A 24,043-nucleotide genomic window follows, 5' to 3' on the forward strand; every position below is an offset into this window, starting at 1 on the left:
GAGACTAAATTGTGAAAAATGTCAAATTCAGCTGTCTTTGACTGTCGTGTGAGATCAATCTGAACAGCCTTCTATTTCTGAGGTAAAAACGGCTCCCTCATTTGTTTCAAAAGGTGCCTTCAGCTCAATTGAATTACCCGCTTTAAAATAAATCGTTTGATCTGATGCTAAATTTGAAGTAGAAACAAGCTGCTCATCCACTTCAATCGCTGTTCCGTAAAGGTCGGTTTGATCTACAGTAAGAGTTTTCCAACATGACTTTTGAAAACCTGCCATCATCACTTCTTTCACCTCCGCTAATGACAAAGCTTTGCTATAAATACGGACTTCATCAAGGTGGCCATCCAGTGGTCTTACACCTCCGGTAGCGTTTTCTGGTTGATTACCCAAGGCAATTGAGGAATTGGGATTACTCGTGATCAATCCGCTTTTAGAAAGTGAACCAATCTCTGTGCTATCCCTAAAGATTTTCATGCTGGAACCGTCATAAACAGCCGCCAGAAAAACCCACTGATTTAAAGGAACTTCACCGCTACTGCTGATTAAAGTGGCTGTACCACCATTCTCCGTCTTGAGTCTGAACCTGAACTTTGAGCCATCTAAGGTACTCAGCATCCAATAATGATCTACATCATTTTGGCCCACAGCTTTTGAGATAAAACGTGCATCAGACTGGGAATACGAATTTAATTTTGCCCACAGGCAAATGCTCAGTTCATCACCGGTAATATCAAAACTACCGACACTTACTCTATCATTTGAGTTATAAAAACCGATTGATTTTAAACTTCCATTGCCACTTATAGTATCTCTTTCTGCACCTTCAATTGTCCCTAAAAAAGCATTTGGTGAAGAATCAAAAACGCGATTACCATCCTCTTCAAAAGACCATCGTGCTACTAGTTCTGAGAAGTTATCGGCGATTTCTTGATAAACCATTATTTGGGTGAAAGCCGAATCTTTATCTCCTTTGATGTCTTCTACCACTAATTTAAACTCATAGATACCCTCTGAAACTGGTGTAAAGTTGGCAACAGTCTCGTCGGCATCTTGAATAATTACAGCCTCGCCGCCCGTTTGCGTCCATTGCTCTTGCATTGTCAATGAGCTTCCATCAGGATCATAGCTATTTGACCCATTTAAGGTAATTGTCTGGCCTGTTAAACCCGTAATTTTCGGAACGGCTACAGCTATCGGTGGTATGTTAGGAAGGGGACCAATTGTGTAAGTACCTAAAGTTTGTCCACTATCATCTTTACCGGAAAGTATGGCGATAGCTCTTAACTCAGTGGTGGTATCTATGGTCAATGAGCCAGTGTATTCAATTCCAAAAATTGAGGGGTCTGAGCCATCTAAAGTGTAATAGAATGAAGAACCGGGGTCGGCATTTGTGATTGTGACAGATACAGGATCATCATATTGACCAGGTAAAGGATTAAACGAAGGTGAGGTAACGGTGTTTGTTCCTACCCAACTCACCTGGTGAATCTCTCCTACTCCTGTTTCATAGTCAGTCATGAGGAAGTACAAGTTTTCATCAAGACCTAGTTTTAGCATCACAGGCTTAAGCTCACCATCTACCAGGATATTGTCATAAAATACCGATTTGGAGGTATTGCTTTCACTTAAAGCTCTGGTAATGGCACCGGGAGCATTGGCTGAGTTACTTCCCCAAAAGGCAGCAAAATAATTTCCATGATACTCAGCTGGCCAATAACCAGAAGATGGATACCAGGCACCACCGGCAATCACCTTTTCGCCATTCACAGACATATCTGCCCATAGGGAAGTTGAAGTACCGATTCCATTATAACCATCATGGCCATAATTTGCTCCAGCAGCTACCTCATAAACCGTGGCTTTATTGGAGCCAACGGCATCATTGATGTATATTTTACCAGAAGCCGAAAGATTAGATACAGAATACGGATTCCTCAGCCCTAAGGCATAGATAGCTCTAAAATCTCCTGTAGTTTGATTATAAAATGGATTATCTGAAGGAATACTACCATCGGTATTGATTCGCATTACTTTACCGGTATAGGTATTTAAGCTTTGAACATTATCTCCGCCATTCCACCCATCACCCGTGGTAAAATATAATTTAGCATCTGCTCCAAAAACGATATCCCCACCGTTATGACTGCCACTTGAAGTAGTACTGCTAAAAGGAATATCCATCAGAACCGTTTCCGTACCTGTCGAGATATCCAGGTTGGCAGAAGCCTGGATTCGCACCACACGATTATGACGAGGGTTATCCTGCATATAAAACACATAGATGTACCCATTATTCACAAAATCCGGATCAAAGACAAAACCTCTCAGACCAGAAGAACGATGTCTGGCGGCAGGTACATTAAACGTGTGAAACGGAGTTGCTTTGGTTATCAGCTGGTCATGCGATGCATTCCAGTCTGCCACTCTTAATTGACCCGTAATTCTCTCTCCATAGAATAATCGGCCGTCTGGAGCAAAAGCAAAACTGGCTGGGTCCTGCATCGTGCCCAGTATTTTTTTTGATTCAAAACCAGTCGTAAGGTTTTGAGCCAACAAAAGCTTATTGAAGAAAACCAGAATGACCAGAAAGGATATTCGCCAACTCATTATCTATAAAATTGAGAATAATTCCAGAAGACAGAAAATTACTCAGGCACCTTTAACTCTGCCACCAGCACCCAATCATTCCCTAATTCTTGCTCGCCTGGTGGGTCGAAAGTAGGATCATCCAGGTTCTTTATCTCTGTTCTCTCGCCGTTTCTTGGGTTATACCAAAAAGCAGAAGTCAAATTGTTGAGGTCCAGATGTAACTGAATTTCCCGACCCGAAAAAGTGTAGGCGTAAAGTCTATTTCTTGATTGACTTACAGTAATATGTTCATATTGGTCTTCCTGATTCAGAAGTAGTTCTTCAGCAGGTTTTCTACCAAAATAGTCCGGATCCTCCAACATAAGTTCTTTGACAAACTTCATTTGATTGGCCCCTTCCTCATTCAATGCTTCATCCCAGGTAAGTATGGGACCATAGGAAGCTTCTTCATCCGGCAGACCTTTGAAAATCTGCATAACCGCATTATGCCCATAAGTGAAACCAAATCCACCTTCTAAAACCGACCACCAGGCGTACCTTCTCAGATCGGCTGCGTTCCAATATGGTTGGGTAATGTCATGCAGTCCATGCGGTATTCCCTCATATGAAGGCTCTCCATCCAAAATTGGCTTTGTCTCTTCCAACTGATAACCTTCTTGAATATACTTCCAGTTGTCAGGCCCATATTGTCTTTTTCCCTCTTCATTGTCCTGTTCATAGGTTCTATGACCAGACTGAAACATATGAAAATCAAGCCAATCTGTTTGCTGAAACCAGTCAATAGAAGACGTTCTCCCAAAAGGGTGATAAGTCACTAGGTGATCAGGGTCCATTCGCTTAATAGTTTGTCCTATAGCCTGCCAAACCTCCATGGCGTCTTCTCCTCGTAAGTCGCCACCATTGAGCCAAATGATATTGGAAAACGACTTATAACGTTCGGCTAAGAATTTCGCATAAGCCTCTGCTTCTTCAGCCGTTGCTTTTCCTCCTTTTACGTTTCCACCCCATACCGGCACCATACCTATATAAATCCCTTTTTTCTCAGCCTCTTTAGCAATGAAGTCTACATGATCCCAATAATCATATTCCTCATCAGAATTGACATCAGAACCTTCTGTGACTACAGGACTATTTAATTGAGAATCAGCCAAGGCATAATCTCCATAAGCGTTTTTGACATCAAGCGTGTGCAATAACATAACCTGAACCACATTATAACCCTGAACCTGACGAGTATCTAAAAACTGAAGGGCTTCTTCTCTGGTAGTTTTTGAGAAAAGTAGCCAGCCGGTGTCACCCAGCCAGAAAAAGGGCTGACCATCGGCGGTTTGAAGAAATCGACCACTTTGATGAACTTCAAGTTTCTGAAGGTCTTTTTGAGAGGGCTCAGAACAGGCCATTATTTGAAAGCAAAAGATAGTAAAAAGTAAAGCGTTTCTCAGTTTCATGTATTTCATATTTCAATAGAGGTCGCAAGTTATTCATCCTGCTTAATCCACCGTCATAAACTACACTGGAACCGCCGGAAAACCTTTCATTTGTTTAGTGATGTCATTTTGATAATCTACCTCAAAACAAAAAGTACTCTTACCATTACTTACCGCAATAAATGGTGCTTTAAGGGTTTTGTTATATCTGGAAACCTGAGCAAGGGTTTTCTGTGTAATGGCTACATCAGGGGCTTTACATTCAATCAAAAAATAAGGTTTCGCCTGTCTGTCATAGATCAAAATATCTGATCTTTTATCAAGGCTTTCATATTTCAAACCACTCTCCAACTTGATTAATCCAGGCCCGAAAGAAAGGTGATGTATGAGCAAATGAACCAGGTGTTGACGTACCCATTCTTCAGGTGTTAAAACAATATTCTTCTTACGAAGTATATCAAAGACAAAGGTTTTGCCCTCATTTTCCGTAATTTTGCAGGAAAATTCAGGAAGATTTAATTTCTCCATTTCTTTCATCAACAATTCAAAAGAACGCAAAACCTATGAAAAGTAAAGAAGATATTGTCAAAAACTGGCTCCCTAGATATACCGGTACCGAGTTAGATGAATTTAAGCCTTATGTATTGCTAACCAACTTCAGCAATTACGTAGACATGTTCGCTGAGAAATTTGGTGTTGAGGTCAAAGGAAAAGGCCGTGCCATGCAAACGGCTTCAGCCGGTAATATCACCATTATCAATTTTGGGATGGGCTCAGCAGTGGCTGCCACAGTGATGGACTTATTGACTGCTGTAATGCCCAAAGCAGTACTTTTCTTAGGGAAATGTGGAGGCTTAAAGCCGATCTCTGAATTAGGTGATTTTATCTTACCCATAGCCGCCATCAGAGGTGAAGGAACCAGTAATGACTATGCCCTACCTGAGATACCAGCTCTGCCTTCTTTCCGTTTGCAAAGAGCAGTTTCGGAGATGATCATCAAGCATGACATGGACTACTGGACAGGTACAGTTTATACCACCAACCGCAGAGTTTGGGAACATGATGAAGAATTCAAAGAGTACCTCAAAGAAATCAGAGCCCTTGGAATTGACATGGAAACAGCCACAATTTTCATTGTAGGTTTTGTAAACAGCATTCCTCATGGTGCATTGCTATTAGTTTCTGATAACCCAATGACCCCTGAAGGTGTTAAAACTGAAGAAAGTGATAAGAAGGTGACCTCAAACTTCGTAGAGAAGCATCTGGAAATTGGTATTGACGCCTTAAACGAATTAGCCGATAGCGGTAAATCGGTGAAACATTTGAGATTTGAGAATTAAAGTCTCATTTCCATGATGACGTAATCTAAACCACCTTTTTGAAAAGTCTGGTCTGTTTTCTTAAGGCCAAACTTTTCATAATATCCGGTCTTATTGCCTCTGGCATTACACCAAATTTTGTCGGCACCATTTCCCTTAGCCTCTTGGATGAGCCTGGCAATCAATTCAGAGGCATAGCCCTTTCTTTGAGCAGATACTTTGGTAGCGAGCTTGCGAAATTGAGCTGAGCCATTCTCCATAAACAAAGAAACGACAGACACCAGGTTCTCATTTTCAAAAAGCCCAAAATGCTTTCCATCAGCATCATTGGCTACTTTGACGTATTCAAATGGTTTGTCTGGCCACATCACTTCATGTCTTAGCGGCCAAACTTCCTCTTTTTTTATTTCCCGTATGTAGGTTTTCAATGATCAGGCACCTTTAAAGTTTGGCTTTCTTTTCTGCAGAAATGCCATGACGCCCTCACCAAAATCCTCCGTATAGCCACATTTGGTTTGACCTTTGGCCTCCATGGCAAGGACCTGCTCCAATGAACTTTCGTAAGTTTCGTTAAGGACTTTTTTCATATGAGCTATGGCCACCGTAGGGGCATTTGCGTAGTATTCTTCCAGTTCTGCCACGGTCTGATCTAGCTGCTCTGCCGGCACAATTTTACTCACTAAGCCAATTTGATGAGCCTCCGGCATATAAATCTTTCTACCAGTACTGCATAGTTCAAAGGCTTTTTGAACCCCGACGAGCCTCGGTAAAAAATACATGGAACCCGCATCAGGCATGAGACCTATTCCTACAAACAATTCAGTCATATAGGTGCTATCGTTGGCTATGATCATATCACAGGCTAAAGCGAGCGACATACCTGCCCCAGCTGCGATTCCGTTAAGCTTACACAAAACAGGTTTTGGGCACTCACGAATTCCGATGATTAAAGGTTCATAGTTCTCTGCCAAAACTTCTCCAAGTGGTTTACCGGCATTCTCCATGCCATCCTTTAAATCGGCACCTGAGCAGAAAGCACTTTCTCCTGTTCCAGTTAGAGTGATTACCCGTACAGATGTATCCTCTGAGAGAGTTTTAATTGCGTGCTGTAATTCTTTAAGAATTGCTCCGTTGAGAGCATGAAAAACCTCTGGTCTGTTCAGGCTCACTTTTGCTTTGCCATTATCTACTTCCAGCAGTATGTTATTGTAGTCCATTATGTTGTAAAGTGTATGCAGGGCAAATTATCATTTTTTCTATGGAATACTATTTTGCCAAGTATAAATTGTAGAATTCACTCAAAATCATAGGCAAACAGAGATTTTTTTAGAAATTGCTACGGCTTTTTACCTCAAACGTTTGCAGAAAACAGCACCTCTATAATGGATCAGAAAAGCAACTTGGATAAGGTTTCCGCTGCCGGTCTTCTAGTGGCCATGGGTATCATCTATGGTGACATCGGTACTTCTCCCTTGTATGTTATGAAGGCTATTGTGGGAGACAGACCAATTACAGAGGACATCGTGCTAGGCGGTGTTTCCTGTGTTTTCTGGACGTTAACGCTCATCACCACTATCAAATATGTCATTCTTATTCTGAGGGCAGATAATAATGGTGAAGGTGGTACGCTGGCTCTTTTTGCTTTGGTAAGAAGACATGCCAAATGGCTGACCGTGCCGACTATGATCGGTGGAGCGGCCTTGCTGGCAGATGGAATAATTGCCCCTCCTATTTCGGTTTCATCAGCGATTGAAGGTTTGGAGATCATTTATCCTGACATTCAAACAATACCCATCGTCATCACTATTTTGACCATCCTTTTTGTGATCCAGATTTTTGGAACCAAGGTGGTTGGTTATGCTTTTGGGCCCATAATGGCGGTTTGGTTTACCATGTTAGCCATTCTTGGGGTTTCTATGATCGTGAAATACCCGATTGTTCTGAAAGCTCTCAATCCTTATTATGCATACAACCTCCTGGCTAATTATCCCGGAGGTTTTTACTTATTAGGGGCTGTATTTCTTTGTACCACTGGTGCTGAAGCACTCTACTCTGACCTTGGACACTGCGGTAGAGGAAATATCAGAATGAGCTGGATATATGTCAAAACCTGTCTAATACTCAATTATTTCGGGCAGGCAGCCTGGCTGATGCTTCACGAAGGTCAGCTGCTTGGAGACAAAAAACCATTTTTCCAGTTAATGCCTGAGTGGTTTATTTTACCGGGGATTGCCATAGCGACCATGGCCACCATTATAGCGAGCCAGGCGATGATCAGTGGCTCTTTTAGTTTAATATCTGCGGCTATTCGTCTCAACTTCTGGCCAAAAGTAAGAATCCACTATCCTTCAAATGAACGCGGTCAGCTTTACATTCCGAGTGTTAATATGTTATTATACATCGGTTGTATAGCAGTGGTATTATACTTCCGAAGGTCAGAAAACATGGAGGCTGCTTATGGTTTAGCGATCACGGTCACCATGCTTATGGATACCATTCTAATGAGTTATTTCTTGTACACGCACAGGAATAAGAAACGATTTGTTTTCACATTCCTGATCGTTTTCATGATCATTGAGTTTGCCTTCCTTTTTGCGAACTTAGAGAAATTCCCACACGGCGGGTGGGTATCATTATTGATCTGTATTGCCCTCGGCTCTGTGATGTATATTTGGCTGAAAGCCAGTGAAATTAAGCTTCGCCTTACGGCTTTCGAGAAGCTTGACAAATACCTAAGATCATTAAAAGAACTCTCAAAGGACATCACTGTACCCAAATACACGACTCACCTGATTTTTATGAGTAATGCCTCAAGGGAGTCTGAAATAGAGTCGAAAATCATTTATTCCATTTTTCAAAAAAGACCAAAAAGAGCTGATGTCTACTGGTTTGTGCATGTAGAAACTACTGATGAACCTAACACCTTAGAATATAAGGTAAAGCAATGTGAGAAAGATGACGTCTATAAAATCACCTTCAGACTGGGTTTCAGGCAGCCGCATAAAATCAATCTGTATTTCAGACACGTACTGGAAGAAATGGTACGTAATGCTCAGGTGGATATCAGAAGTAGATATGAGTCCCTTAATAAGCATAATGTAATCGGCGACTTCAGATTTGTGGTAATTAAGAAGTTTTTGAGTTACGAAAACGACCTTCCTTTCTGGGAAAACCTGGTCATGAAAGCCTACTTCTTTATCAAAAAATACACTATGTCTGAAGAAAAGTGGTTTGGTCTGGATTCTTCAGCTGTTAAGATTGAGCACGTACCGCTGGTGATCAAACCGGTGGAGAATGTTCCTTTGAAGGAGATTCCTTGGGACGAGTGAAACTAAACTTTACAAACTCGCTGTTCTAAACACCTAACAACACGAGTTTATGTCAGAAAAAGTAGCCTTCATTACAGGAGGAAGTAAAGGAATAGGATACGGCGTTGCCGAAAAGTTAATCAATGAAGGCATTAAAGTTGCCATCACCAGCAGAAGCCTTTCTGCTGCAAAAGAAGCAGCCGCTTCTTTAAATCAAATCAAAGAAGGTTTTGCCATTGGTTTAGAATCTGATGTCAGAAATTTAGACTCCCAGAAGGCCGCTGTAACAGCCGTTTTAGAGAAATGGGGAAGTATAGATTACTATATCGCCAATGCAGGCGTAGGGCATTTTGCTCCATTAAGTGAGATGAGTATTGAACATTGGAATGACACGATAGACATCAATCTTACAGGAGTGTTTTATTCAGCCAAGGCCTCTTTAGATGCCCTGAAAGCGAGCAAGGGTTACTTTATCACCATTGCCAGTTTAGCAGGTACGAACTTCTTTCAGCAAGGAACAGCCTATAATGCCAGCAAATTTGGTTTAGTTGGCTTTACTCAGGCCATGATGCTTGATGTCAGAAATGATGATGTAAAAGTAAGCACCATTATGCCAGGCTCGGTAGCCACTTATTTCAATGGCCACACGCCATCTGATGCTGACGCCTGGAAAATTCAGCCAGAAGATATTGGACAGATAGTCTTTGACCTGATCAAAATGCCAGCTCGTACGCTGCCAAGCAAAATTGAAGTAAGACCGAGTAAAACGGCTAAAAAATAATTAAAGCACCGAGTTTTCGGGCTTGCCACCAAGCTTGTAAGGATAGTCTGTGGTGAAATGTAAACCACGGCTCTCCTTACGAATTTGAGCACAGGTAATCACCATCTCGGCACAGAGTATCAGATTCCTGAGCTCACATAACTTCACAGAGAGCTTACTTTTCTTGTAAAACTCTTCCGTCTCTTCTTTGAGCATTTTTAATCTTCTCATGGCTCTATTGAGACGAAAATCTGACCTTACGATACCAACGTAATCAGACATCATACGTTGTAGCTCCCGTAAATTGTGAGTAACCAGAACCTCCTCATTTATTTGCACGGCACCAAACTCATCCCATTCCGGTATTTTATGGTTAAACTCCACACCTTCAATATTTTCCAGTGCCCGTTGTGCTATTCTATTGCCAAAAACTGCCGCTTCTACGAGGGAATTTGACGCCAGACGATTGGCTCCGTGAAGGCCTGTTGACGAGCACTCGCCACAAGCAAAAAGGTTATCAATACTCGATTGACCTTCTTTATCTACCAATATACCTCCGCATAAATAATGAGCTGCAGGTGTTACGGGTATATAGTCTTTGGTCATGTCTATGCCCAGTGACAAACACTTCTCATAGATGGTAGGGAAATGATCAAGAATAAGTTCTTTGGGTTTATGGGTAATGTCTAAATAGACGTATTCCTCCCCAGACTTCTTCATTTCTGCATCTATACTGCGTGCTACAATATCACGAGGAGCTAGCGAGCCCCGTTCATCATAGTCGTACATAAACTCACGGCCATTGAGGTCTCGGAGTACCCCGCCTTCTCCTCTAACAGCCTCAGTAATCAGAAAACTTGGAAAAGATCCAGGATTATATAGTGAAGTTGGGTGAAACTGTATCATCTCCATGTCCCGCACTTTGCCCTTGGCACGGTAAACCATGGCTATACCATCTCCTGTAGCAATAACGGGATTGGTGGTAGCTGCATAAATATGCCCAGCACCTCCGGTAGCCATTAAAGTCATTTTAGAAAGAATCTTCTCTACCTCGCCGGTATTGACATCCAATGCATAAATACCATAACAAGTGGTATCTTCTCTTTCTCTATTCACCTCCTCACCCATATGGTGTTGAGTGATGATTTCTACGGCATAGTAGTGAGTTAGAATCTCAATGTTCGGATTTTTCTCTACAGCTGAAAGCAATGCTCGCTCAATCTCCCAACCCGTAATATCCTTATAATGAAGAATCCTTTTTTCCGAATGTCCACCCTCACGGGTCAAATCGTACGACCCATCTTCGTCTTTATCGAAATTGGCCCCGTAGTCAATCAACTCTCTGATTCTGTCTGGCCCTTCTTTGACGACAATCTCCACAATTTCTCTGTCACAAAGTCCGTCACCCGCAATGAGGGTATCCTCAATATGTTTATCAAAAGAATCTACTTCGGGATCAAAAACAGCGGCGATTCCGCCTTGAGCATATTTGGTATTGGTTTCATCAGCATTGTTCACTTTTGTCAATACCAATACCTTTCCTTTTTGGGCTGCTTTTAAAGCAAAGCTTAGTCCGGCGATACCGGAACCAATGACCAAAAAATCGGTTTCTCGCATAGGTGGGTTTAAACTATTCAGCAAAAAAGGCTGAAAAAATCGGTTTAGCCAAGTCCTTCTCTAAGAAGGTCATGCAGATGTACAAATCCCAGCAAGTGCCCTTCATTTTCTACAATCAAATGAGTTATACTCTTCTTTTTCATGAAATTAAGAGCCTCTGTAGCATTCCACTCCGGCGAGCATGTCATTGGATTAGCTGTCATAATTTCGGAAGCCTTCAAATTTTGATAAGCCTTGTGACTTTTAAGCATTCTCCTTAAGTCACCATCAGTGATGATTCCCTGAACCAAATTTTCTGTATTGACCACGGCTGTAGCTCCAAGCCTCTTCGAAGAAATCTCCATGATTACCTCTTCCACGGAGCTTTCAGGCAAGACCTGGGGAATTGCATTATTCACATATAGATCTCCTACTGTCAGGAGCATCTTTTTTCCCAAACTTCCACTAGGGTGATTCTTTGCAAAATCTGCAGATGTGAAATTCCTGGCCTCCATTAAGCAAACAGCCAAAGCATCTCCCATGGCTAAAGCCACGGTAGTAGAAGTGGTAGGTGCCATATTAATTCTACAGGCCTCTTCCTGTACACTTACATCTATAATACAATCTGCCGCAGTGGCTATTGAAGACTCTACATTTCCTGTAAAGGCTATGTGCTTACACTTTCTGCTCCTGAAATAGGGCAATAAACGAATCAACTCTTCGGTTTCGCCACTTTTAGAAATACTGAGAACTACATCAGAATTATCCAATATCCCGATATCACCGTGAAGAGCATCACCACTATGTAAAAAAACAGCGTTTTGACCAGTGCTATTAAAGGTGGCAGTAATTTTCTGAGCTATCAGTGCACTCTTACCTATGCCGGTGAGTACTACTTTTCCTTTTGTCCTCAATATCAGCTCAATAGCTTCTTGAAATGATTCGTTAATTGAACTTTTCAAAGTTTTTATTGCCTCAGACTCAGCCTCCAAAACTTTTTTACCTAGCTCAATTAGATTTTTTGTTATTTTCGTCTCCACTAAAAATTCGGGGATAAGTAAACCGCAAAATTAACAAACTTTTAGCCCGAAATAAACAAACTTCCCACCCATGATAACTAGGATTTGACAGCTGGAAATTCAGCGAGAAATGACTATATTTATCAAACACCGGAATTCTGGTGGCGTTCGGGATGGAAGTTTTAAGTAGTACAGCAGATCATGAATAATACGTCAATAGAGGGAAAGTTAAAGCAAAATCTTAAAGAGATCTTTGGTTTTGATAAATTCAGAGGCGAGCAAGATAAAATCATTCAAAGTATTGTAAGTGGAGATAACACATTCGTTATCATGCCCACAGGAGCAGGTAAATCTTTATGTTACCAATTACCGGCCATTACCTTAGATGGTACTGCTGTGGTAATTAGCCCACTCATTGCCTTAATGAAAAATCAGGTAGATCAGATGAAAGGATTTGGAATAAATGCCAGATTCCTGAATTCTACCTTGAATAAATCTGAGATGACCAAGGTCAAAAAAGACGTTCTGGACGGCAGTTGTAAATTACTTTACATAGCCCCGGAGTCACTGACCAAGGAAGACAATCTTGTTTTCCTTAAATCAGCAAACCTTTCTTTTGTGGCGGTAGATGAAGCTCACTGTATTTCAGAGTGGGGACATGACTTCAGACCTGAGTATCGTAAAATCAGAAGCATTATTGAGAGTATAGATGAGAAGTTGCCGATCATAGCCCTTACGGCTACCGCAACTCCAAAAGTTCAGATGGATATCAAGAAAAATCTGAACATGGATGATTCTAAACTCTTCAAAACATCCTTTAACAGAGCCAATCTCTATTATGAGGTAAGGGCAAAGAAAAACCCGAAAAAACAACTTCTTCAATTTATCAGTGGGCTTAAAGGTAAAAGTGGTATTGTCTATTGTTTAAGCCGTAAAAAGGTAGAAGAAATAGCAAGCCTCCTGTCTGTGAATGGTGTAAAAGCAAGACCCTATCACGCAGGCTTAGATCCTGATGTGAGAATGAAAAATCAGGATGCTTTCCTGAATGAAGATTGTGATGTAGTGGTGGCTACTATTGCCTTTGGGATGGGTATTGATAAACCTGACGTTCGTTTTGTGGTGCATTACGATGCTCCAAAATCATTGGAAGGGTATTATCAGGAAACCGGGCGAGCTGGTAGAGATGGACTAGACGGAACCTGTCTGATGTTTTATGCCTATGATGACGTTCTGAAACTTGAAAAATTCAATAAGGATAAAACAGTAACTGAAAGAGATAACGCCAAAGCTCTCCTTATGGAGATCGTGGCATATTCTACTCTTGGTGTTTGTAGAAGACGCCAGCTACTGAGTTATTTCGGTGAGTACATGGATGACAATTGTGGATTCTGCGATAACTGCAAGAAGCCTACAAAACGTTTCCAGGTAGAAGAAGAGGCCGTTCTGGGTATGAAAACCATTCTGGCAACAGACCAGCGTTTTTCTATTCAGCATATTGCCGATGTATTGACAGGAAATACCGAAAATAACGACTATATCCAGAGTCATGGACATGATAAAATAGCAGAGTACGGCAAGGGGCTGGAATACTTCCAAAACCAGGAAGTCGTATATAAACCTGCTGGGAAAAATGCTGACAAAGACGAGCAAGAGGAGTATACCGTTACAGATAAATGGATTTCTGTACTTCGTCAATTATTAGTCTTTGGCTACATCGAAAAAGATATTGAAAACTACGGTGTTGTGAAAATCACCGAGAAAGGTCAAAAGTACATTGATGATCCTTACCAGATTGAAATGTATGATGATCACGACCTGTCTGAAGCAGAAGGAAGCCGTGACGACGAAATTCAAACTTCAAGCCCTGGCGGAGCCGGAGGAGCTGCTGATGAAGCCTTATTAGAGATGTTGAAAGCCCTCTGTAAGAAAGTAGGTAAACAACAAAGCATTCCTCATTATGCCGTTTTCCAGGAGCCATCTTTACAGGAAATGGCCACTACCTACCCTACCACCATGGACGCACTTACACAGGTACAAGGTGTGGGCCAGGGTAAAGCCCGGAAATTCGGAAAGCCATTTATTGAGCTCATTGCGAAGTATGTAGATGATAATGACATTGAAACTACGCAGGATTTCATTGTCAAATCTGCTGTCAATAAGTCGAAAACTAAAATCTTTATCATTCAGCAGATCGATAGAAAAGTAAATCTGGATGAGATAGCCGATGCTAAAGGCATGTCTTACGAAGATCTTTTATCTGAAATCGAAAATATCTGTTACTCCGGTACCAAACTTAACCTCGACTATTATATCGACGGTGAGATGGATGAGGATAAGCAAGATGACATCTACGATTACTTCATGACTGCAGAATCTGATAAAATCCAGGATGCATTAGCTGAATTTGAAGATTACGATGACGAGGTCACCGAAGATGATCTACGATTAATGAGAATCAAATTCTTAAGTGAGGTGGCCAATTAAGCCACCTTTTTTCTTATAAAAAATCGGAGTAAAAGCACCGTGAAGATTTGGCTTTGTATCTTCGTGTTTTGACCCTTACGCATGGAAGTACTTCAAGGAAACATTGTCAATATTTTTGAGGATAGCATTTTTTATGGTGAGCTTATCATAGAAGATGGCCGCATCTTTACCATAAAAAATCTGGGAGCCGAAAAGGCCGGAGAATCCTATTATCTTCCGGGCTTTGTGGATGCACATATTCATATAGAAAGCTCCATGCTTACACCGGCGTCTTTTGGTAGAGTGGCTCTATGTCATGGTACTGTAGGATCGGTCTCAGACCCTCATGAAATCGCCAATGTTTTGGGTATAAAAGGTGTCAATTATATGATTGACAATGCCACCCAAACTCCTTTTAAAGTAACTTTTGGGGCTCCTTCCTGTGTGCCAGCTACCACTTTTGAAACGGCAGGAGCAGTGATAGATGCCGAAGGAATCAGAGAATTGCTTCGCAACCCTAAAATTGGTTACCTGGCTGAAATGATGAACTACCCTGGAGTCATCTTTGAAGACGAGGAGGTTTTGAAAAAGTTGGCAATAGCCAAAGAAATGGGAAAACCGATAGATGGCCATGCTCCCGGGGTAATTGGTGAAGACGCCCAAAAATACTTTGCCCAAGGAATTACCACCGATCACGAGTGTTTCACCGAAAGTGAGGCTCTGGAAAAACTAAAGCTTGGGGTCAAAATTCTCATTAGAGAAGGTAGTGCTGCTAAAAACTTTGAGGCCTTGATTCCTTTAGCTAAAGAATGGAGTCACGAAATGATGTTTTGTTCTGATGACAAACACCCCGATGAACTTCTCAAAGACCATATCAATGCTCTGGTTGCGAGGGCTATCCAAAACGGCATCCCTCTTTTTGATGCATTGCGAATGGCCTCACTCAATCCTGTAAAACATTACGGTTTAGATATCGGCCTGCTGCAAGAAGGCGACCCGGCCGACTTTATTGAAGTTAAAGACCTTAAAAATTTCAGGGTTTTAAGTACCTATATTAACGGTGATAAAGTAGCCGAAAATGGAAAATCGTTACTTCCGGAGCCCAGGAATAGAGTTCTGAACAATTTTTCGACTACTAAAATATCGAGCTCAGCTATCAAGGTTTTGACTACCGATAGTGACAGTAAAATCAATGTTATCAAAGTAAACGAAGGCCAGCTGGTAACCGATAGTTTTCAGGTCATACCATTGACCGAAGGCCGTGAAGTCATTAGTGATACAGAGCAGGACATTCTTAAACTCGTGGTTTATAATCGTTACACCAAAGCCGAACCTGCTGTAGCTTTCATTCATGGTTTCGGACTTAAAAATGGGGCCATTGCCTCCTCTGTAGCCCATGACTCGCATAATATCATTGCTGTAGGCACTGATGATAATGCCATAACCGAGGCTATAAATCTTGTCGTACGTGAAAAAGGCGGCATTTCTGCCGTATCAGAAGAAGAAATGGGCGTAATCGGCCTGCCAGTGGCCGGCCTTATGAGCGAAAAAAATGCAGAAACCATAGCGGCAGATTATGAGCAAATAGATGCTTTCTCTAAAAGCACGATTGGTTCTACCCTTGCTGCACCATTTATGTCACTTTCATTCATGGCTCTTCTGGTGATTCCTCAATTAAAACTTTCTGATAAAGGACTTTTTGATGGTGGATCTTTTCAATTCAAACCGCTTTTTGAAACTCAAAATAATTCATGAAACCTACTCTAAACGTCATTAAAATCGGCGGTAACGTCATTGATAATGACCAAAAATTAAACAAGTTTATCACCAACTTTTCAAAGCTGAAAGGGCCCAAAATCCTTATTCATGGAGGCGGCAAAATTGCCACCAAAATAGCTGCTGATCTGGGCATCGAAACGAAAATGGTAGAAGGCCGAAGAATCACAGACGAGGCCATGAGAGATGTGGTGACTATGGTTTATGGAGGAAAAGTGAATAAGAAAGTGGTTTCATTGCTTCAGCAAAACAACTGTAGCAGCATAGGCCTTACCGGAGCAGATGGTGCTGCCATCATCTCTGCAAAAAGACCTGTCAAAGAAATTGACTATGGATATGTGGGTGACGTTAAAAAAGTTAACGCCACCTTTATAGATTCTCTACTTGTTCAATCTATTACTCCGGCATTTGCTCCTCTTTCGTTTGACCCGGAATACGGCATTCTAAATACCAATGCCGATACGCAAGCTTCTGAAGTTGCCAAGGCTATGACAGACAACTACTCCGTAAATCTCATCTATTGTTTTGAAAAAAGAGGAGTGCTTCTGGACGCCGAAAACGACGATTCTGTAATCCCGGAACTTACTCCTCAGAATTACGAAAAATACAAAGCAGAAGGCGTTATATACGCCGGAATGATCCCAAAACTGGATAATGCTTTTGCCGCCGTCTCTGCCGGAGTAAATAAAGTGATTATTTGTGAAGCAGATGAACTTCTGGAAGCCACCGAAGAAGGCTCTACAGGGACAACAATTAAACTCGATTAGGGCACTCTCACATAATTATGCGTATACCCGTCATAAACCTGGTCAAACAATACCAATTCTGATTCTGTGACGGCAAATGACCATTTGAAGGAGGCATTGGCCACAGTAATTAGTGGTTCTAAATCGGTGCTGGTAATAGACGTTCCATTGCTAATGGAATAAGTTGAGGTAATGGTATCGAATCCTGTTCTACTAAAAACAAAAGAACTGTCATTCCCAAACTGAATGACCGAGGCATTTGAAGAATCAGCCAAGATGGTTGTTCCGGCTATTCCGCCAGTAGATTTCACCCACTGCCATTTGCCAAGTAAAGGATTTGATGGTGCCGGATCGGTGGTTTGACAAGAAACCAAGGCTGCCGCGGCAGCCAAAAGTAATAGCATTTTTTTCATACTTCTAAAATGCAGAGGAGGTTGAATTGGTTGTTTCCAGTTAATTTTGGGAATGACTGTAGAGCAAGACTTAAAAAATGAAGCAGTTGAACTGCTCAAAAAATTGATCAAAACCCCTTCTTTAAGTAGAGAAGAAGATCAAACCGCTTTAATCATTGAAGAGTTTTTCAGTGAACGTAACATTCCATTTTCTAGATTTGAGAACAATATTTGGGCGAGGAATAAGTATTTTGATAAAGAAAAGCCTTCAATACTTCTCAATAGTCATCATGACACTGTCAAACCTAATGCATCTTACAGCCGTGACCCATTTGAGCCTACTGTAGAAGGAGATACGCTCTACGGACTTGGTAGCAATGATGCCGGTGGCCCTCTGGTTTCTTTAATGGCGGCTTTTACTCATTTTTATTATCAGGAAAATCTTCCTTTTAATTTGGTCATTGCGGCTTCTGCCGAAGAAGAAATCTCTGGCAAGAATGGAATTGAGGCCTTATTACCAAAACTACCCGATATTCAATTTGGCATCGTAGGAGAACCGACATCACTTGATCTCTCTGTCGCAGAGAAAGGGCTGATGGTCCTTGATTGCCTTGTTAAAGGAAAAGCCGGACATGCCGCCAGAGAAGAAGGAGAAAATGCCATCACAAAAGCCATGAAAGACATCGCCTGGTTTCAGAATTTTGAATTTCCAAAAATTTCGGACAGTCTTGGCAAGATGAAAATGTCACTCACCGTTATTAACGCGGGTTCTCAGCATAATGTGGTTCCTGATGAGTGCAAATTCACTGTAGATGTGAGAGTTACAGATGCCTACTCGCTTCAGGAAGCTCTAGAACTTATACAGAGTCAGGTGGACTGCCAAGTGGTGCCAAGATCGGTGAGGTTAAACTCCTCTGGCGTTTCAGAAAACCACCCAATAAGAAAAGTTGGACAAAAGCTCGGTCTAAAAACCTATGGCTCGCCCACATTATCAGATCAGGCTTTGATGCCTTTTGAAACGGTAAAAATTGGCCCGGGAGACTCTGCAAGGTCCCATACTGCTGATGAGTATATACGTATAAGTGAAATTGAAGAGGGTATAGATTTGTATGTTCAAATACTGAATGAATTGAAGTCAGAATATTAGGCCTAGCCAAGGGTATTTTAGGCATCATATTTGATTTTAGCTTAGAAGACAGTATGAAAACGCAGTCTACCAACATACAAGAAGTAAGCTAAATATAAGATGGAAGTAATAAAGTCCCTGAGGTCAAAAATTGACACAACCGCAGAACAAAAACTCAGCGAATTCCTTGAGATCCCCTCTCAGTTGGCGTCAAAAGGCCTTTTTTCAGCCTTGGATATACATTTTGGTGCATTAATAAATAAGGCAAAACAGGATGGTGACGCCTCTTCGATCTTTAAAGTAATAAAAGATGGAGGTCATTCAGGCGACTTAATTGAAGATCTATCAAGCTTATTTGGCAAAAAAGATAAACTTCAGCTGCTTAGTACTATTGGTAATAATATCAATACCCATTTTTTCGAGGGCAAGGAACGCGATCTGGTTACGAAAGTCTCTGCTCTTTCTGAAAACTCTACCGAAACATCCTCCTCACTGTTTAGTCTGGCCGCTCCATTAATCCTTGGGCAGCTGGGTAAGAATGTTCGATTGAATAATTGGACAGAAGAAGAGTTTAGTGCTGCACTCCTGAGAGAGGGTGGAGTATTTGTCACGCCGGTAGCGGCGGCAACATCTGTTCCTGAAACTGTAGAACCTGAAATCGAAAAAGAGGAAGAAATAGGTCTTGGTAGCCATCAAAAGAAAGAAAATGATCAAAATCTGGGTTGGCTCGCGTGGTTATTCCTTTGCTTACTCGGTTTAAGTGCTCTCTATTATACATTTAAAGATCGCCTATTTGGAGATGGAATTAGCGAAGAGCAGGTTGAAAACATAACTGACCCATCTGATAGCCTATCTTCTGAAAGTCAATTTGGAGACTCGGTTCTTATTGATAATGGCCAAACGGAACAGCCAAATTACTCATCTGACAATTCAAATACGGCAACTGATTCTAACTCGGGGAATAATACATCCAGTTCGGGAAGATCATCAAATACGAATTCAACGACAAATAATTACCGCAGCTCTTCTGCAAATAACAGAGCAAACTCTTCAAATACTTCTTCACGATCTTCTTCATCTAACGGCATTTACCCTAGCAGACAGTTTGAAGATGAACAACCGGTAACGACATCAGATTTAAGCCCAATGGCAGGCAAATTGGGTTCTTCGACCTATTTTGGAGTCAATGGGCTTAGCTACAAATACGGAAGTGCAGAAATCATTTCTGAAGGCAGACTAGAAGACCTCGTAAATTACTTAAACAATAATCCGTCTGCCACGATAGAAATCAGAGGTGGAGGAGGTGGAAGTAAACTCTCTGAGGATAGAGCCTACGCTCTCAAAGAAAAGCTCTATTTGAGTGGTGTTTCCATCGGTCAGATATCTTTAGCAAATTCCACTGCTGACTCAGGACCTGTGGAAGTAAGATTACGCTAGTCTTTATATTTGAGGACTTTTTTGGGCAAAGTAAGAGCATTAAATAGAATTGTATTTTTACAATATATTTTATTGTATTACAGTTTATTGTTTACTTCGCAACCTTATTTAATGAAGAGCCTAAAGGATGGTCAAAAAAATAGTTAGTCTGATCGCTTTTGCGGTTAGCATCAACTCAGCAGCACAAGAACTTCAAACTAAATTTAACTGGCATAACCTCGACTATCAAACTGATGGTGTGAGGGGTATGAGCGTAGAAAAAGCCTACCAGGGGCTATTGGAAGGTAGAAAAAGCTCAACTGTCATTGTCGGTGTAATCGACTCTGGAGTAGACATTGAACACGAAGACCTGAAAAATCATATTTGGGTCAATAAGGACGAAATTCCTGATAATGGTATTGATGACGAAGGTAATGGTTTCATTGATGACATCAATGGCTGGGACTTTATTGGTGGCCCTGACGGAAGAGATGTTCAGCAAGAGCAATTAGAAAGTGCTCGACTACTGGTAAAGTATGAGGGATTCTTTGGTGAAAAACCGAAGAAAAGAAAAATCAAAAAGAATAAAGAAGCGTACGAGGAGTATCAGAAAATTCAAGCCGAAATAGCTGAGAAGAAAGAAGAAGCTGCTCAATATCTACCGATGTACGAGGGTCTGCTCAAAAACTTCACAGCCTCTGAAGAAATACTTCAACAAGCCCTGAACACTACAGAACTCAGCAAAGCGGAAGTAGAAGCCATTGATGATGCCGAAATGGATATCAAAGTACGCCAAGCCAAAAAGTACTGGCTGTACCTGGTAAACCAAGGTGCAGACCGTGCTGCTATAGAAGAAGGCGTTGAGCATTTTAAAGGTCAGCTTAATTATAATGTCAATAAGGATTTCAGACCGAGAGACATTGTAGGTGATAACCCAGATAAGCTGGAATATGCAAAATATGGCAATAACGAAGTGATAGGCCCAAGAGCCATGCACGGCACTCACGTCTCCGGTATTATAGCCGCAGATAGAACCAACGAAACCGGTGTAATGGGAGTGGCAGATGACGTAGAGATCATGGTGATAAGAACTGTACCAGATGGTGATGAGCGTGATAAAGATGTGGCTAATGCTATTCGTTATGCTGCTGATAATGGGGCTTCCATCATTAATATGAGCTTTGGGAAACCTTATTCTCCGGAAAAAGAATGGGTAGATGATGCTATAAAGTATGCCGAAGAAAAAGGGGTTCTGATTATAGCAGCCGCGGGAAATGACAATACAGATATAGACGAAAACACCCACTACCCTACTAAGTTTTACAAATCTGGAGGGCAGGCCAATAACTGGATCACCGTAGGAGCTTCATCATTCAAAAACGGAGAAGAAATCGTAGCCTCATTCAGTAATTACGGTGATTTGTCGGTGGACATTTTTGCTCCGGGTGTAGCCATTTATTCTACAGTGCCGGGCTCCGGCTACGAAGAAAAACAAGGCACCAGCATGGCTGCCCCTGCTGTAACAGGAGTGGCAGCACTTTTAAAAAGTTATTTCCCCTCACTTACGGCTGCAGAGATAAAGAAGATATTACTGACTTCTTCTGTTAAACTTTCTGAAGCAGATGTGATATTACCTGGTACACAAGAAACGGTGAAATTCGGTTCGCTAAGCACCACAGGTGGGCTTGTGAATGCCTATAATGCTATTAAAATGGCTTTGGACCTGACCGAACAGCAGTAAAATCAAGCTACTGTTAAATTTATACACATCAGTGGTATTCCATGAACCCAAATTATGCAGAAGTATAATTTGGGTTTATTTTTGTCAGCTATGAACATCATTCTTTTTGAAGATCTTGACTTCAGGAATCATCTGAAGCCTCTTACCTTGACCAGACCTATCGGTAGGCTAAGGGTTGGTACGCTTACCATAATTGAAAAATGGCAAAAGAAGCTGAACACTAACGTTTCCTTTGATACAGTAGACTACCTGACAGAGAAATACCCTGTCCATAAAGAAGCGTTTAACATTTTTGTTAATTCCAGTTTTCTACCTACAGATGCTTTGGTAGAAATGATTAAAAACCTGAATGAAGGTGATGTTATAGTCTCAGGCTTAGATATAGTGGCTTATTCTTCTGCCGAAAGACAAACGGCCCAGCAGTTAAGCTCTACGGGAAACATGCTGGAACTTGAGCCTGAGTTTACGATCGCCATAAAACATTTACCTGATCTATTCCTTAGGAACGGTCATCAAATTAAGGACGACTTTAAGTTAATCACTGAAGGAAGAACCTCGGCAAAAATTACTGATCCGCATACACGTGTTTACGCCGAAGAAAACATCTTTCTAGAAGAGGGAGTGGATATTAAATCAGCGATCATTAATGCTTCAGAGGGGCCGGTTTATATCGGTAAAGACGCTGTTATACAAGAAGGTTCCTTGATTATTGGACCTGTGTCTATCGGGCCCGAGGCCAAAGTGGCATACGGAGCCAAAATTAGACAAAATACAACCTTGGGGCCTGTCTGCCGAGTAGGCGGAGAAGTGGGTAATACCATCTTTTATGCTTATACCAATAAAGCTCACGATGGTTTCCTGGGTAACTCTTACATCGGCGAATGGTGTAATCTGGGAGCCAATACCAATGCCTCAAACCTAAAAAATGACTATTCTGAAGTCAAATTATATGATTACCATACCAACGGCATGAACCTCACTGGTGAGACCTTCTGTGGTACTTTTATGGCTGACTACTCAAAAGCCGGCATTAGTACCATGTTTAATACGGGCAGTGTGGTAGGTGTTAGCTGTAATGTTTTTGGAGCTGGTTTTCAATCAAAGATCATTCGATCTTTTAGCTGGGGCGGTGCTGCCGAAGGTTATGATGAATATCGTTTTGAGAAAGCGATAAAGGTCATCAATGCCACCATGGAAAGACGAGACCTAAAACTTACAGACATTGACATTAAAATCCTGACTCATATAAAGGACAATAAGATTAAATGAGGTTTAGCCAAATCATAGGTCTTGAAGAACAGAAGAGTACTCTTATTCAAAGTGTACAAAAGAATCATGTGGCTCATGCTCAGCTTTTTCATGGTTCTGAGGGCTCTGCCAACCTCGCTTTGGCTTTGGCTTTTGGTTCTTTTTTGAACTGTGAAAACCCCTCAGAAAATGACTCCTGTGGTGAGTGTTCGTCTTGTTTAAAAACAGACAAGTTAATTCACCCGGATGTCACATTCATTTTCCCGACGGCCGGTGGCAAAAAGGTACTCTCAGAGAATTTCCTGGCCGAATGGCGAGATTTTGTAATCACAAATCCTTATCAGGATTACTCTGCCTGGCTTGAAAAAATCAGTATCAAACAAGGTAATATTCCCGTAGAAGAAGCTCGTAAACTGATTGGTAATCTTTCATTGAAATCTTATGAAGGTGGATATAAACTGATCTACGTTTGGCTACCAGAGTATTTGAGTATTGCTACCGCCAATGCCATCTTAAAAGTTCTGGAAGAACCACCTGAGAAAACCATTTTTCTGTTGGTTTGTAATGATGCTCAAAATCTTTTGACCACCATTTTATCGAGAACTCAGCGTTTTGCTGTTCCAAAGTTCAAGGATGAGGACATCGTCCAATATTTGATAGAGCAGGCAAATAGTGAAGATAGAGCCAAAGAAATTGCTCGTTTGGCTGAAGGCAACCTCCTCAAAGCCTTCGAAATCTCCAATGCTAAAAGCGATAATATGCATGAGTGGTTTGCCAACTGGATGCGGTATTGCTACGCTTTCAACGTTCTGGAACTCGTGCCAATGGCAGATGATTTTGATGCCATGACCAAAGAACAGGAAAAACAGATTCTGGAGTACGGACTCACCATTTTCCGCGAAATATTTTTGACCGCTAGCGGGAATCCGAATATGGTGCGGCTGGAGGCTAAACCATTGGAGTTTGTCAATAAATTCTCAAAGGTTTTCAATGTCAATAATCTTTCTCAGATTTCTCAATTGGTGGATGAGTCCATCTTTCATATTGACAGAAACGTTAGAGCCAAAATCGTTTTTCTTGATTTGTCTTTACAGCTGGCCAGACTGATCAAGTAGAG

19 protein-coding genes are annotated in these 24,043 nt (G+C 41.4%); 11 read left to right on the forward strand and 8 right to left on the reverse strand.

The annotated features are described in order from the left end of the window. Positions 1-54: 54 nt before the first annotated feature. Genes ACUXV0_RS08615 through ACUXV0_RS08625 form a run of 3 tightly spaced genes read right to left on the reverse strand, consistent with a single transcriptional unit; the run spans position 55 to position 4,544 of the window. Complete coding sequence (locus tag ACUXV0_RS08615; RefSeq protein ID WP_446192679.1) at positions 55-2,607, reverse strand: PQQ-dependent sugar dehydrogenase; 2,553 nt, start codon at positions 2,605-2,607, stop codon at positions 55-57. 38 nt (positions 2,608-2,645) lie between these two features. Next, on the reverse strand, positions 2,646-4,046 hold the full coding sequence (locus tag ACUXV0_RS08620; protein WP_446192680.1) for a glycoside hydrolase family 140 protein: 1,401 nt from the start codon (positions 4,044-4,046) through the stop codon (positions 2,646-2,648). Positions 4,047-4,097: 51 nt separating this feature from the next. Continuing rightward, positions 4,098-4,544 (reverse strand): type I restriction enzyme HsdR N-terminal domain-containing protein, encoded by a 447-nt coding sequence (locus ACUXV0_RS08625; RefSeq protein WP_446192681.1) that lies wholly within the window; start codon positions 4,542-4,544, stop codon positions 4,098-4,100. Positions 4,545-4,579: 35 nt separating this feature from the next. On the opposite strand from ACUXV0_RS08625, the gene ACUXV0_RS08630 reads away from it, so the two are divergent. Next, entirely contained in the window at positions 4,580-5,356 is a 777-nt protein-coding gene (locus ACUXV0_RS08630) for an AMP nucleosidase (RefSeq protein ID WP_446192682.1), read from the forward strand. On the opposite strand, the gene ACUXV0_RS08635 is transcribed toward ACUXV0_RS08630, so the two are convergent. Together ACUXV0_RS08635 and ACUXV0_RS08640 are read right to left on the reverse strand one after the other, a co-directional pair. Next, entirely contained in the window at positions 5,353-5,763 is a 411-nt protein-coding gene (locus ACUXV0_RS08635; protein ID WP_446192683.1) for a GNAT family N-acetyltransferase, read from the reverse strand. The two genes, ACUXV0_RS08630 and ACUXV0_RS08635, sit on opposite strands and share 4 nt — an antisense overlap. 3 nt (positions 5,764-5,766) lie before the next feature. Continuing rightward, positions 5,767-6,552, reverse strand: coding sequence for an enoyl-CoA hydratase/isomerase family protein (locus ACUXV0_RS08640; RefSeq protein ID WP_446192684.1), 786 nt, complete (start codon positions 6,550-6,552; stop codon positions 5,767-5,769). Positions 6,553-6,717: 165 nt separating this feature from the next. Here ACUXV0_RS08640 and ACUXV0_RS08645 point away from each other — a divergent pair, with 165 nt between their 5' ends. Continuing rightward, positions 6,718-8,664 (forward strand): KUP/HAK/KT family potassium transporter, encoded by a 1,947-nt coding sequence (locus tag ACUXV0_RS08645; protein WP_446192685.1) that lies wholly within the window; start codon positions 6,718-6,720, stop codon positions 8,662-8,664. Positions 8,665-8,713: 49 nt separating this feature from the next. Continuing rightward, on the forward strand, positions 8,714-9,424 hold the full coding sequence (locus tag ACUXV0_RS08650) for an SDR family oxidoreductase (RefSeq protein ID WP_446192686.1): 711 nt from the start codon (positions 8,714-8,716) through the stop codon (positions 9,422-9,424). Here the strand turns inward: ACUXV0_RS08650 and nadB are convergent, their stop codons facing one another. Together nadB and ACUXV0_RS08660 are read right to left on the reverse strand one after the other, a co-directional pair. Further along, complete coding sequence (gene nadB / locus ACUXV0_RS08655; protein WP_446192687.1) at positions 9,425-11,020, reverse strand: L-aspartate oxidase; 1,596 nt, start codon at positions 11,018-11,020, stop codon at positions 9,425-9,427. It lies immediately after the preceding gene. Between the two features lie 44 nt (positions 11,021-11,064). Beyond that, the gene (locus ACUXV0_RS08660; protein ID WP_446192688.1) at positions 11,065-11,961 is read right to left on the reverse strand and encodes a KpsF/GutQ family sugar-phosphate isomerase; all 897 of its coding nucleotides are present in this window, start codon (positions 11,959-11,961) and stop codon (positions 11,065-11,067) included. A gap of 258 nt (positions 11,962-12,219) precedes the next feature. On the opposite strand from ACUXV0_RS08660, the gene ACUXV0_RS08665 reads away from it, so the two are divergent. The 3 genes from ACUXV0_RS08665 (at position 12,220) to argB (ending at position 17,024) form a co-directional block, all read left to right on the forward strand. Then, positions 12,220-14,502: a RecQ family ATP-dependent DNA helicase gene (locus ACUXV0_RS08665; protein ID WP_446192689.1), complete on the forward strand. Its 2,283-nt coding sequence runs from the start codon at positions 12,220-12,222 to the stop codon at positions 14,500-14,502. 81 nt (positions 14,503-14,583) lie between these two features. After that, entirely contained in the window at positions 14,584-16,236 is a 1,653-nt protein-coding gene (gene ade / locus ACUXV0_RS08670) for an adenine deaminase (protein ID WP_446192690.1), read from the forward strand. Then, positions 16,233-17,024: an acetylglutamate kinase gene (argB, locus tag ACUXV0_RS08675; RefSeq protein WP_446192691.1), complete on the forward strand. Its 792-nt coding sequence runs from the start codon at positions 16,233-16,235 to the stop codon at positions 17,022-17,024. The genes ade and argB overlap by 4 nt, the downstream gene beginning before the upstream one ends. On the opposite strand, the gene ACUXV0_RS08680 is transcribed toward argB, so the two are convergent. Next, a complete protein-coding gene (locus ACUXV0_RS08680) occupies positions 17,021-17,416 on the reverse strand; it encodes a hypothetical protein (protein WP_446192692.1) in 396 nt (131 codons plus the stop codon). The genes argB and ACUXV0_RS08680 overlap by 4 nt on opposite strands. A gap of 52 nt (positions 17,417-17,468) precedes the next feature. On the opposite strand from ACUXV0_RS08680, the gene ACUXV0_RS08685 reads away from it, so the two are divergent. The 5 genes from ACUXV0_RS08685 to ACUXV0_RS08705 all read left to right on the forward strand — a co-directional run bounded on the left by ACUXV0_RS08685 (position 17,469) and on the right by ACUXV0_RS08705 (position 24,041). Then, positions 17,469-18,542: a M20 family metallo-hydrolase gene (locus ACUXV0_RS08685; protein WP_446192693.1), complete on the forward strand. Its 1,074-nt coding sequence runs from the start codon at positions 17,469-17,471 to the stop codon at positions 18,540-18,542. A 99-nt stretch (positions 18,543-18,641) separates the two neighbouring features. Next, entirely contained in the window at positions 18,642-19,958 is a 1,317-nt protein-coding gene (locus tag ACUXV0_RS08690; protein ID WP_446192694.1) for a DUF937 domain-containing protein, read from the forward strand. A gap of 127 nt (positions 19,959-20,085) precedes the next feature. Further along, a complete protein-coding gene (locus ACUXV0_RS08695) occupies positions 20,086-21,678 on the forward strand; it encodes a S8 family peptidase (RefSeq protein WP_446192695.1) in 1,593 nt (530 codons plus the stop codon). A 54-nt stretch (positions 21,679-21,732) separates the two neighbouring features. After that, positions 21,733-22,947: a putative sugar nucleotidyl transferase gene (locus tag ACUXV0_RS08700; RefSeq protein WP_446192696.1), complete on the forward strand. Its 1,215-nt coding sequence runs from the start codon at positions 21,733-21,735 to the stop codon at positions 22,945-22,947. After that, positions 22,944-24,041: a DNA polymerase III subunit gene (locus ACUXV0_RS08705; RefSeq protein WP_446192697.1), complete on the forward strand. Its 1,098-nt coding sequence runs from the start codon at positions 22,944-22,946 to the stop codon at positions 24,039-24,041. Before ACUXV0_RS08700 ends, ACUXV0_RS08705 begins: the two co-directional genes overlap by 4 nt. The last annotated feature ends 2 nt before the right edge of the window (positions 24,042-24,043 follow it).

It is taken from the genome of Jiulongibacter sp. NS-SX5, from assembly GCF_052828545.1.